At 32.9% G+C, this 11,232-nt stretch carries 12 protein-coding genes; 6 read left to right on the forward strand and 6 right to left on the reverse strand.

Annotated features, from left to right (window positions below):
- Positions 1-5 precede the first annotated feature (5 nt).
- From AC3ITQ_RS07200 to AC3ITQ_RS07220, 5 genes are all read right to left on the reverse strand, one after another.
- Positions 6-749, reverse strand: coding sequence for a hypothetical protein (locus AC3ITQ_RS07200; protein WP_489237655.1), 744 nt, complete (start codon positions 747-749; stop codon positions 6-8).
- A gap of 181 nt (positions 750-930) precedes the next feature.
- Positions 931-3,066, reverse strand: coding sequence for a polyribonucleotide nucleotidyltransferase (locus tag AC3ITQ_RS07205; protein WP_194658158.1), 2,136 nt, complete (start codon positions 3,064-3,066; stop codon positions 931-933).
- A gap of 161 nt (positions 3,067-3,227) precedes the next feature.
- The gene (gene rpsO, locus AC3ITQ_RS07210) at positions 3,228-3,494 is read right to left on the reverse strand and encodes a 30S ribosomal protein S15 (protein WP_026983900.1); all 267 of its coding nucleotides are present in this window, start codon (positions 3,492-3,494) and stop codon (positions 3,228-3,230) included.
- A 90-nt stretch (positions 3,495-3,584) separates the two neighbouring features.
- Positions 3,585-4,535, reverse strand: coding sequence for an energy transducer TonB (locus AC3ITQ_RS07215; protein ID WP_489237657.1), 951 nt, complete (start codon positions 4,533-4,535; stop codon positions 3,585-3,587).
- Positions 4,536-4,571: 36 nt separating this feature from the next.
- Entirely contained in the window at positions 4,572-5,027 is a 456-nt protein-coding gene (locus tag AC3ITQ_RS07220; protein ID WP_072970372.1) for a GAF domain-containing protein, read from the reverse strand.
- Between the two features lie 72 nt (positions 5,028-5,099).
- Here AC3ITQ_RS07220 and xrtF point away from each other — a divergent pair, with 72 nt between their 5' ends.
- The 6 genes from xrtF to AC3ITQ_RS07250 all read left to right on the forward strand — a co-directional run bounded on the left by xrtF (position 5,100) and on the right by AC3ITQ_RS07250 (position 9,825).
- Positions 5,100-5,636, forward strand: coding sequence for an exosortase family protein XrtF (xrtF, locus tag AC3ITQ_RS07225; protein WP_489237659.1), 537 nt, complete (start codon positions 5,100-5,102; stop codon positions 5,634-5,636).
- Entirely contained in the window at positions 5,626-6,072 is a 447-nt protein-coding gene (locus AC3ITQ_RS07230; RefSeq protein WP_489237661.1) for an exosortase F system-associated membrane protein, read from the forward strand. The genes xrtF and AC3ITQ_RS07230 overlap by 11 nt, the downstream gene beginning before the upstream one ends.
- Positions 6,073-6,117: 45 nt before the next feature.
- Positions 6,118-6,516 carry an HYC_CC_PP family protein gene (locus AC3ITQ_RS07235; protein WP_489237663.1) on the forward strand — a complete coding sequence of 133 codons (399 nt, stop codon included), beginning with the start codon at positions 6,118-6,120 and terminating at the stop codon, positions 6,514-6,516.
- A gap of 114 nt (positions 6,517-6,630) precedes the next feature.
- A complete protein-coding gene (locus AC3ITQ_RS07240) occupies positions 6,631-8,637 on the forward strand; it encodes a TonB-dependent receptor plug domain-containing protein (RefSeq protein ID WP_489237665.1) in 2,007 nt (668 codons plus the stop codon).
- 33 nt (positions 8,638-8,670) lie between these two features.
- Positions 8,671-9,012, forward strand: coding sequence for a heavy-metal-associated domain-containing protein (locus tag AC3ITQ_RS07245; protein WP_489237667.1), 342 nt, complete (start codon positions 8,671-8,673; stop codon positions 9,010-9,012).
- Positions 9,013-9,144: 132 nt separating this feature from the next.
- Entirely contained in the window at positions 9,145-9,825 is a 681-nt protein-coding gene (locus tag AC3ITQ_RS07250) for a DedA family protein (RefSeq protein WP_489237669.1), read from the forward strand.
- A gap of 161 nt (positions 9,826-9,986) precedes the next feature.
- Here AC3ITQ_RS07250 and rodA read toward each other — a convergent pair whose 3' ends face one another.
- Positions 9,987-11,222 carry a rod shape-determining protein RodA gene (gene rodA / locus AC3ITQ_RS07255; protein ID WP_375034537.1) on the reverse strand — a complete coding sequence of 412 codons (1,236 nt, stop codon included), beginning with the start codon at positions 11,220-11,222 and terminating at the stop codon, positions 9,987-9,989.
- Between the last annotated feature and the right edge of the window lie 10 nt (positions 11,223-11,232).

Below are 11,232 nucleotides of genomic sequence, written 5' to 3' on the forward strand. Positions count from 1 at the left end.
TAGTCTTATTTATTTTGATTTGAAAGAGAGTTATTAATATATTTCATCAGATTTTTCATGAATTGATTAGGATCAGATTTTCTAATATCTCTATTCATTAAATAAAACTCATTAATTTGTTTTTTTAGATCTGGAAATATTTTTAGTATTTCGCCTTTTGTATCTACTTTGTATAAGTTTTTTTGATATGATAAGTAATACGTGCTGCTAGGTTTGAACTGGTAATAAATTCCGTCTTCCCTAACTTTTTTCTGCATTAATTTGCTGTACTTTATATAAAAAACAAAGTCATTGCTATTTTCTGCAACTTCATAATAACCCGAGGTGAAATTGGGTAAATTAAATTGCTCCTTGTTTAGGTTTACGAATTTTTGATTATAAATTGTAAAAGACTGGACTTTTTCTTTGATAAGGCTTATTCCTAGTAAATCAGAAGTTCCATGTGGATTCAAAATCAAAATATCTCGATATATGTCGTATTTAAGGGCCGTTTCATAGTAGGTCTGGCCTTCGTAAGACAATGAGCCTTTTTCAAATTTATCATCAATATAATATATATGGCCGTCCGAGCCTCTGAAGGGGTCGGTATATAATACTCCATTATTAATGTCCAGATTTTCTTTTCCTACAGTTTTGTCATACAAATTAAATACTTCTATTTCTTTGCTGGTTTGACTGTGTATTGAGCAAATGTTTAGTAATAATCCAAAGAATATTAGGATTGTTAACTTTTTTTGATAATTTTTCAAAGGATTGTACGGTTTTAGTAATTTGTTTTGGCGATTCCAAAAGTATTAAAAAAAATATAACAAAGTATAGTGTGAAATGTTAAATTGTAATAAAATATTTATTCTTTTAAACGAAAAACCCCAATTCAAATAAATGAATTGGGGTTTTCTATGAATAAACCTTTAGTAAACTAAGATCTGATTACTCTTTTTTCTCCTCACGTGGAGGTCTTTGTAAAAGCGCTTTTCTTGACACTTTTTCTTTCTTTGTCTTAGGATCAACACCTAGATATTTCACTTCAAAAACATCACCCATGTTCACTACATCTGTAACGTTTTCGGTGCGTTCCCAAGCTAATTCAGATACGTGCAATAAAACCTCATTTCCAGGTGCAGCAGTATATTCAACTACAGCTCCAAAATCTAACATTTTGATTACTTTCACTTCGTAAGCTTCTCCCATTTGTGGTTTAAAAGTGATTGACTTAATTTTAGCCAATACTGCTTCAATTCCGGCAGGATCTGTACCTAAGATTTCAATAACACCTTGTTCATCAACTTCGTTGATTACAATAGTGGTTCCTGTAGCTTTTTGTAATTCCTGAATTACTTTTCCGCCAGGTCCAATTAACGCTCCAATAAAGTTTCCAGGAATAGTTCTGGTAATGATTTTTGGTGCATGAGCTTTTACGTCAGCTCTTGGAGCAGCGATAGTCTCAGTTAATTTTCCTAAGATGTGTAAACGCCCTTCACGTGCCTGCCCTAAAGCCTGCTCCATAATGTCGTAACGTAAACCATCAATTTTGATGTCCATTTGACAAGCTGTAATACCGTCAGCAGTTCCAGTTACTTTAAAGTCCATATCTCCTAAGTGATCTTCATCACCTAAAATATCAGATAGTACAGCAAATTTCTCACCATCAGTAATTAATCCCATAGCAATTCCAGAAACTGGTTTCACCATTTGAACTCCAGCATCCATCAAAGCCATTGTTCCGGCACAAACTGTTGCCATAGAAGAAGAACCATTAGATTCTAAAACTTCAGAAACAATACGAATTGTATAAGGACAATCTGCAGGAATCATATTTTTTAAAGCTCTTTGAGCTAAGTTTCCGTGACCAACTTCTCTTCTTGAAGTTCCTCTTAGTGGTTTTGCTTCACCAGTAGAGAAAGGAGGGAAGTTATAGTGTAAGTAGAATTTCTCTTCACCTTGTTCAGATGGAGAATCAATTTGGTTAGCTTCTCTTGATGTACCTAAAGTTACTGTAGCCAATGCCTGAGTTTCTCCACGTGTAAATAAAGAAGATCCGTGAACTCTTGGTAAATAATCAGTTTCACACCAGATTGGTCTGATATCTGTAGTTTTTCTACCGTCCAAACGAACACCTAATTCTAATACTACATTACGAACAGCTTCTTTGTTTGTTTTGTAGAAATATTTAGAAACTAAATCTCCATCAGCAGCCAATTCTTCTTCAGTAAATAAAGCTTTTACTTCTTCTTTTACTTCAGCAAATGCAGCTCCTCTTTCGTGTTTAGCTGAACCAACTTTTGCAATAGCATAAATTTTATCGTATGCTGCAGCTTTTACTTTTTTATAGATTTCTTCGTTTTCTTTCTCACCTTCGTAAGTACGAATTTCTTTTTTACCAAAAGCAGCTTGTAAACGCAATTGTGCCTGAATTTGTACTTTAATAGCTTCGTGAGCAAATTTAATTGCTTCAACCATTTCAGCTTCTGAAATTTCTTTCATCTCACCTTCAACCATTGCAACAGAATCCATAGAAGCACCAATCATCATATCGATGTCAGATTTTTCTAATTCTACTCTGCTAGGGTTGATTACAAATTTTCCGTCAATACGTGCAACACGTACTTCTGAAATTAAGTTATAAAAAGGAATATCTGAAACTGCTAATGCTGCAGATGCAGCTAAACCAGCTAAAGCATCTGGCATTACTTCTTCGTCATGAGACATTAATTGAATCATAACTTGTGTTTCAGCATGGTAATCGTCTGGGAAAAGTGGACGTAAAACACGGTCAACTAATCGCATTGTTAATACTTCGCTATCACTAGGACGTGCTTCTCTTTTAAAGAAACCTCCTGGGAAACGACCTGCTGCTGCAAATTTTTCGCGGTAATCTACCGTTAATGGTAAAAAGTCAACCGCTGGGTTAGAAGTGCGAGCTGAAACTGCTGTTGCAAGTATCATTGTGTCGCCCATTCTTACTACTACCGAACCGTCTGCTTGTTTAGCTAAACGACCCGTCTCGATTGTGATGCTTCTGCCATCACCTAAATCGATCTTTTCTACAAATAATTGTGGAATCATAATTTTTTCTTATTGGTTATACAATGGGTTTTAGTTGTGTTGTAGTTGTTGTGTGTGTAGTTGTTGTTTCTAAAACCCAATGAAAAACCAAACTTTTTTTCTTAAAATGCTTGTAATGTAAAAACAAAAAGAGGCACTCTCGCACCTCTTTTCTATATTGATTATTTTCTGATATTCAATACTTTGATAATCTCACGATATCTGTTGATCTCTTTCTTTTTCAAGTAATCCAACAAAGCTCTTCTTTTACCTACTAATAGTACAAGTGAACGCTCAGTGTTGTAATCGTGACGATTTTTTTTCAAGTGCTCAGTTAAGTGTGAAATTCTGTAAGTGAACAATGCAATCTGACCTTCTGCGCTTCCAGTGTTTGTTGCAGCACCGTGTTGAGCGAAAATCTCTTCTTTCTTTTCTTTAGTTAAATACATTCCAATATTATTTAATGATTTTTATGTATGTCGTACATCCTTTGTAAGACGGGTGCAAAAATAATACTTTTTTTTCGAAAAATAAATTTTTTAGTACCCTTTTTTGGCAATTGTTATAGGAAGCGAATATAAAACTCGTACTGGGACACCTCTAATCGTTCCCGGAATCCATTTTTTTGCACCCTTAATTACGCTAATGGCACTTTCGTCCAAACCATAGCCAAGTCCTTTTATTATTTTTGGCTCAACCAAATTCCCTTCTTTGTCCACTATAAAAGTTAAGTACATCTTTCCGTAAACTTTGTTTCTGGCCTCAATAGGAATATACATTGATTTTCCAATATAGCTATAAAAGGAATTAATACCTTTTTTTGGGCTTGGAGGTTGATTTTTTACCGTATAAGGATGCTCAATACTTAAAGAATCTATTGTAACTCCCGAAACTAATTTTCCATTTTCATAGTTTTCAGTGAAAGTGGATTTCGTTTTTAGATTTTTTCCTTTCCAGATACCATCTGGAAAGCCATTTTTTACTTTTCCGCTTTCTTCTGAAAATTCTTCTGTATCAGCATAATCTCCGTTTCCGTCTGCAATTGTTTGTTCTTTTTTGGAATTCCAGAAGTTATTGATTTTGTATTCAATATCTCCATTTTTGTTTTCAAAATATTCAATTTCAGATTTTATATTTCCGTTTTCATACCAGTTGAATTCTTTTCCTGATTTTTTTGTCTTCGCAAAATTTACATTTGACTGTTTGTTGCCATTTTCATAATAAGAAATAAATTGGCCGTCTTTTTTAATAATATCTCTGTCTAAAGTTGTTCCAATAGATTTTAATACTTTGGATTTGTAGTATTCTTTGTAGAGATATGATTTCTTATCTGTGTAATAATCTTCAACAATTCTAATGTACTTGTAGTTTTCAGCGGAGCCTTCCGCCCAGCAGGAATCAAGAAAAGTTACTTTGCTTTCTGAAAGAGATTGCGCGAATAATTTAGTTGAAAGTAAAAGAAAAAATAGTGTACGTAAAAACGGTTTCATAAATCTGTTAAGTCAAGGTATGCAAATGTATTATTTTTAGTACAATTTGGCAACCTCTTGATTTACAAATTCCAAAAATCTTTCATCAGCTTCAGTAAACGGATCTATTACATGGCTGTCAATATCAATCTGACCAATATTTACTCCATTTACAAATAAAGGGACCACAATTTCAGATTTTACTGTAAAGCTGCAAGCGATGTAATTGTCCTGAGCTGCTACGTCCGGAACAACAAAATTAGCATTGCTTTCTGCAACTTGTCCGCAAATGCCTTTTCCAAAAGGTATTACAGTATGGTCAGTTTCTGCTCCAACATAAGGACCTAAGTGTAAGGTTTTGTTTTCGTGATTCGCAAAATAAAAACCAACCCAGTTATAGTATTCTATATTTTCGTTTAATAACTGACATATTGCCAATAATTTTTCGTCTCTTTCTGCGTTGTTATCAGTAACAATAGCGCTTATTTTTGGTTGTAAATCCTGAAATGTCATGATATAAAAATTTTTATACAAAAGTATTTAAAGCTAGTCTCAAAAAATACATAAATTTGAAAAAAAAATCTCTTGAAAAAATATTTAATACAATTTAAGCCTTTTCTTGTTTTTATAGGTACCTTCTTTTCGGCTTATATTGTATTGACTTTACTTTATAAGTTTTATTTAAATAGTTTCGTGGCTAATGATGTTGATGGATTAACTGCTATTGTTAGTCATAATGTTGAGCAGCTAATGCTGTTGTTTAACGGTGATATAAGTATTCAAAAAAACTTATTCCATCCCTATTTTGAAGTTTGGTATAATAGAAAATATACCATTAGAATTGTAGAAGGCTGCAATGCAATAAGTGTTATTATTTTGTTCGCCTCATTTATTATTGCTTTTTCCGGAAAATTGAAAACGACCGTACTTTTTATAATAACAGGTAGTGTTTTAATATATCTTTTAAATCTGATTCGGATTGCTGTTTTGACCGTTTTATTATTCCATTTCCCTGAAAATGTGCATATTTTGCACGGCGTTTTATTTCCGTTAATTATTTACGGATTGGTTTTTACCTTATGGGTATTTTGGGTTAATAAATTTTCAAAATATGCAAAGTAACTTAATGAAGTACAAGGTTAAAATTCTAATCACAATATTTGTAGTGCTATGTTTTGGATTAATCAGAACGTTTGAAAGGGAATTATTTTATGATCCGTTTCTAGAATACTTTGAGATGAATTATAAGACTTCACCAATTCCTCAAGTTGAAGTTTTTAAACTTTTCTGTGGACTCTTTCTGCGATATTTTTTAAATACTGTTTTATCATTGATTCTTATCTATACCCTGTTTCGTGATAAAGAGATTTTGAGGTTCAGTACTTTTCTCTATGTGTTTTTTATGGTAATACTCTTCGTGTTCACCTTTGTACTTTTGAATTATTTTCCTGAAGCAAACTGGCTGCTTTTTTATGTACGAAGATTTATTATTCAGCCTATATTTGTTTTGCTTTTCATTCCTGCATTCTATTATCAGCAACTAAATTTTAAAAAATAACATTTCATTAAATCTTTTCTGCCGTTTTTTAAATAGTTTTGCAATATGAACTTAAAAAAGTGCACAGGATTATTTTTAGCTTTCCTATTGTTGGTTTCCAACATTGGGTTTGCTTTTGATGTGCATTATTGCGGAGGAGAAATTGCTTCTGTTTCGTTAAATACATCAGCTGCGGCTGCTCCTGAAAAAAGCTGTTGTGGGTCAACTGAGAAAAAATCATCTTGTTGTAAAGACAAAGTAGTTCATATCGAAAAGAAATCGGATAATGCTACTTTTAAAATATTCTTTTTTCAAATTGCCTTTCCGGCAGTAATTCAGGAATATAAACCCATTGTGTTTTTATCAATTCCGAATTTTAAGAACAATCAAATCATTTCGTATTATTCTGATGCGAATGCACCCCCCTTATTCAAATTATACAATCAATATATTTTTTACTCCTGATTTTAATGTTTTAGAATCAAGTCTTTTTGTGGCTTGAGGTGTGCTGTTTTAGTTTTCTATTTGAAGATAAACTTTGAAAAAACAGTTTTCTAATTATTATTAAAATCATTTTTTATGCAAAAAAATATCATGCTGTTTGGTATGATTTTGCTTTCAGTATCTGTTTTTTCACAAGAAGATTTGCAGGAAGTAAAAGTTACTAAAAAGCAAAAGGGAATAAAAAAATCCTATACACTTACATCCAATACAACCGTAATTACAAGTAAAGAATTGTTAAAAGCAGCTTGCTGTAATCTGGCTGAAAGTTTTGAGACAAACCCATCAATCGATGTTAATTTTTCTGATGCTCTGACAGGAACCAAACAAATAAAAATGCTTGGTTTAACGAGTCCGTATTTAATGATTACGGAAGAAAACATTCCTTCAGTTCGTGGTGCTTCTCAGGCATATGGACTCTCATTTACGCCAGGAACCTGGATCGAAAGTGTTCAGATTACAAAAGGAGCGGGGAGTGTTATAAACGGTTATGAAAGTATTTCGGGCCAAATAAATACTGAACTTTTAAAACCGTTGAGCGATATAACGTTTTTCTTAAATGCTTACGGATCTACGGATGCCCGTTTTGAATTGAACACACATTTCAACAAAAAAATATCTGATAAATGGGCCACAAGTTTATTTGTTCATGGCAATACCCGTGTGGCCAAAAACGATATGAATGATGATGGATTCCTGGATAATCCGTTAGGGAAACAAATCAATGTTTTAAACCGATATCAGTATTACAATCCTGAAAGCGGGTTGGTGAGTTTTATCAATTTCAGATTTATGAATGATAAAAAACAAACCGGTGAAGTTGATTTTGACAAAGACAGAGATCGCGGGACCACGAATCATTGGGGATCAGAAATCAATACAGATCGTTTTGATGTGTCGACTAAAATTGGTTATGTTTTTAAAGATATGCCTTACCAGAGTATTGGTTTTCAAAATGCTTTTAACAGTCATAATCAAAATTCTTATTTTGGTTTGAATCTGTATGATATTAAGCAGAATAGCTTTTATTCAAATTTAATTTTCAATTCGATTATAAATAATACGAAACATAAATTCTCGACAGGTTTAAATTTTACCTACGATCAGTATCAGGAATTTGTGAACGTGACAGATTATAGCCGAATTGATAATTCGGTAGGTGCATTCTTTGAGTATACCTATGATAATACAGATAATTTTAGTTTGATATTAGGAGGGAGAGTAGATAACCATAATAGATTGGGATTTTTTGTAACGACTCGTTTGCACATGCGTTATAATCCCTGGGAGAATGGGGTGATTCGTTTTTCTGCCGGAAGAGGAAAGCGTTCCGCTAATATTTTTGCCGAGAATCAACAGTTGTTTGCAAGTTCCAGAACGTTTTCAATATTAGATAGTAATGGAAAAATCTATGGTTTGAATCCTGAAATTGCCTGGAATTACGGCGTTAGTTTTTCGCAGAAATTTAAACTTTTCAATAAAAATGCCGAAGCTGGTTTTGATTTTTACAGAACCGATTTCCAAAATCAGGCCGTTGTTGATTTAATGCAAAGTCCACAGGATGTTTTGTTTTATAATTTAAAGGGAAGTTCTTTTGCCAATAGTTTTCAAGTGGAATTCAATTACGAGTTAATTCATAATCTGAATTTAAGAACCGCCTACAAATATTATGATATACAAACAGATTATTTGAAAGGAACTTTTCAGCGTCCGCTTCAGGCCAAACATCGTTTTTTAGGAAATTTAGAATATGAGACTCCAATGAATGACAATAAACAATGGAAGTTTGATTATACTTTTAATTGGTCAGGAGAACAACAATTGCCATATACAGCATCGAATCCTGTTGAAGACCAATTTCCTGAATTTTCACCTTCATACGCCGTGATGAATGTTCAGGTTACAAGAGTTTTTTCGCCAGTTTTTGAAGTCTATATTGGTGGAGAAAATATTGGCAATTATAAACAGGAGAAAGCAATTTTAGGTGCCGAAAATCCATTTGGACCAAATTTTGATGCATCTATAGCTTACGCCCCAATTTTTGGACAAATGTATTATGCGGGATTGCGCTTCAAAATAAAATAAATACAATAACAATAACTTTAAATAATTAATAAAATGAAGAATTTAATTTTAATGGCAATGATCACTTTTTTAGGGTTTTCGGCTCAGGCTCAAACTAAAAAGAACAAGAATTTAAAATATACAACTGAAGTTAATGGAAACTGCGAGCAATGTAAAAAGCGTATTGAAAAAGCGGCGTTTAGTGTGCCTGGAGTAAAGACGGCCAGCTGGGATATTAGTTCGCATCAGTTAACGGTTATTTTGAATGAAGAGAAGAGTTCTCCTGAGGATTTAAATAAAGCAATTGCAAAAGTAGGTCACGATACCAAAGAAGTAAAAGCAACCCAGACAGATTACGATAATTTACATACATGTTGTAAGTACGAAAGAGATTAATATTTTTTAGAAAGCCAAGCCAATGCTTGGCTTTCTTTATCGTTAATTTATCTTTAAAATGCCGTAATTTATTGTGGTTAAACTAAATTATTCTTACTTTCACAAACTTATAAATGTAACCAAACTCATTTTATGAATAATTTTGATTGGACTCAATTAGTCAACCCTGAATTTTATATAACTTTAAGTATCGGCGGTTTTCAAATTGGTTTATACATAGTGCTGTTTATCGTTTTTGCTGAAACAGGACTTTTTGCAGGTTTTTTTCTTCCCGGAGACAGTTTGCTTTTTTTATCAGGGATATACAGCCGCGATTTAGTTCAAAATGTTGTTTATATTCCGAGTGATTTTATCAATGTTTTTTTGCTTTCGACACTAGTGGCTATTATGGGTGTTTTAGGAAACATGACAGGTTACTGGTTTGGTGCTAAAAGCGGTTATTATTTATTTAAGAAAGAAGATACTTTTTGGTTTAAAAAGAAGTACTTGTTACAATCAAAAGATTTCTTTGAAAAATACGGCGGAAAGGCAATTATCTACGCGCGTTTTTTACCAATTTTCAGAACTTTTGCTCCAATTATAGCGGGTATTGTTTCAATGGATAAAAAGAAGTTTATGTTCTTTAATGTGTTGAGCTCTTTTTTATGGTCCTTTATATTAATTTTTTCTGGACATTATTTATACGGTATCTTTTTAAAGCAAGGAATAGATCTGAAACATCACATAGAGTATATTATCATAATTATTATAATTATATCTACCTTTCCTGTGTTGCTTAAACTGTTAAAGAAAAGACCAATAGAAAAAATATAAGGCTACAAATTCCAGATATAAAAAAAGTCCGAAGTTTAAAACTTCGGACTTTTTTTATATCTGGAAGAACCAAGTTCTTTTGTTGTAATAATTCAAAGGACTCTAAAATTCATTATATTGGAATTTGGTCTCGAAGTTTCGGGATAAAGTGAAATTTAAAATTACCATTCATTTACTTTGTTGGCATCCATTTTTAGGAATATAAACAATAGAATAGTGAACCCCCAGAGTCCTGAACCTCCATAAGAAAAGAAGGGTAGTGGTACTCCAATTGTTGGAAAAATTCCGATAACCATTGCTATGTTTACAAAGAAGTGCGTGAATAAAATAGCGGCAACACAATAGCCGTAAACCCTGCTGAATTTTGTTTTTTGTCTTTCTGCTAAATAAATAACCCGTAAAAATAGGCCGGCAAAAAGTGCAATCACCACAAACGAACCAGCAAAGCCCCATTCTTCACCAACTGTTGTAAAAATATAATCGGTATGTTGCTCTGGTACGAATCCTCCTTTGGTCTGAGTTCCTTCCAAGAAACCTTTTCCAATCCAGCCTCCTGATCCAATCGCAATTTCTGATTGATTGGTATTGTATCCAATACCTTTCATGTCAACACTTTTTCCTAACAAGATATTAAAACGATCTCTGTGGTGTTGCTTAAAAACGTTATCAAAAACATAATCTACAGAAAAAACAAAGGCAGAGATACCAAGCAATATTATGCCGCTTAAAATAATGTTTCTGTCGACAACTCTTCCTTTGAAATGAATAATCATAAGAACGGCCAACGCAATTAGTATCACGACATAAGGTTCTAAAACAAGTGTAAGGACAAATAATAAAATGGTTATGAAACCTGTCCAGACATACCATGACGGCAAACCTTCTCTGTATAATACAATAATAAAAATACTGTAAATAAGAGCACTTCCGGGATCGGGTTGGGGTAAAATTAGTAATACTGGTAAAAAGACAATGGCTAGAGCCTGAATTTGCCTGTTTACGTCTTTTAGATTAATTTGGGTGTCACTTAAATATTTGGCCAATGCCAATGAAGTTGCAGCTTTAGCAAACTCAGAGGGCTGTAAGGTGAAGCTTCCTATGGCGTACCAACATCTTTGACCGGCAATTGTTTTTCCAAATACAAATAATCCTGCCAATGATAATAGAGAAACTCCGAAAATAATACTGGCGTATTTTTCATAGAATTTTCCATCAACAAAAAGCACAACAAAAATTAAAGGAATAGTACAACCAATAAAAATTAGTTGTTTTTGATAAGTTCCTTCTGTCGATAATAATGATGAAGAATAAATGTTCAGCCACCCTAATATTACTAACGCAGTATAGATAAAAACACTTATCCAATCGATGTTATTTTTTACACTTTGATTTTTCATTTGAAATAAT

Source organism: Flavobacterium sp. KH_001, from assembly GCF_057840745.1.

Excerpts from the sequence above, each read along its gene's own strand:
- AC3ITQ_RS07205 (WP_194658158.1), bottom strand. The coding sequence starts at position 3,066 with ATGATTCCACAATTATTTGTAGAAAAGATCGATTTAGGTGATGGCAGA.
- rpsO (WP_026983900.1), bottom strand. The coding sequence starts at position 3,494 with ATGTATTTAACTAAAGAAAAGAAAGAAGAGATTTTCGCTCAACACGGT.
- AC3ITQ_RS07215 (WP_489237657.1), bottom strand. The coding sequence starts at position 4,535 with ATGAAACCGTTTTTACGTACACTATTTTTTCTTTTACTTTCAACTAAA.
- AC3ITQ_RS07220 (WP_072970372.1), bottom strand. The coding sequence starts at position 5,027 with ATGACATTTCAGGATTTACAACCAAAAATAAGCGCTATTGTTACTGAT.
- AC3ITQ_RS07230 (WP_489237661.1), top strand. The coding sequence starts at position 5,626 with ATGCAAAGTAACTTAATGAAGTACAAGGTTAAAATTCTAATCACAATA.
- AC3ITQ_RS07235 (WP_489237663.1), top strand. The coding sequence starts at position 6,118 with ATGAACTTAAAAAAGTGCACAGGATTATTTTTAGCTTTCCTATTGTTG.
- AC3ITQ_RS07240 (WP_489237665.1), top strand. The coding sequence starts at position 6,631 with ATGCAAAAAAATATCATGCTGTTTGGTATGATTTTGCTTTCAGTATCT.
- AC3ITQ_RS07245 (WP_489237667.1), top strand. The coding sequence starts at position 8,671 with ATGAAGAATTTAATTTTAATGGCAATGATCACTTTTTTAGGGTTTTCG.
- AC3ITQ_RS07250 (WP_489237669.1), top strand. The coding sequence starts at position 9,145 with ATGAATAATTTTGATTGGACTCAATTAGTCAACCCTGAATTTTATATA.
- rodA (WP_375034537.1), bottom strand. The coding sequence starts at position 11,222 with ATGAAAAATCAAAGTGTAAAAAATAACATCGATTGGATAAGTGTTTTT.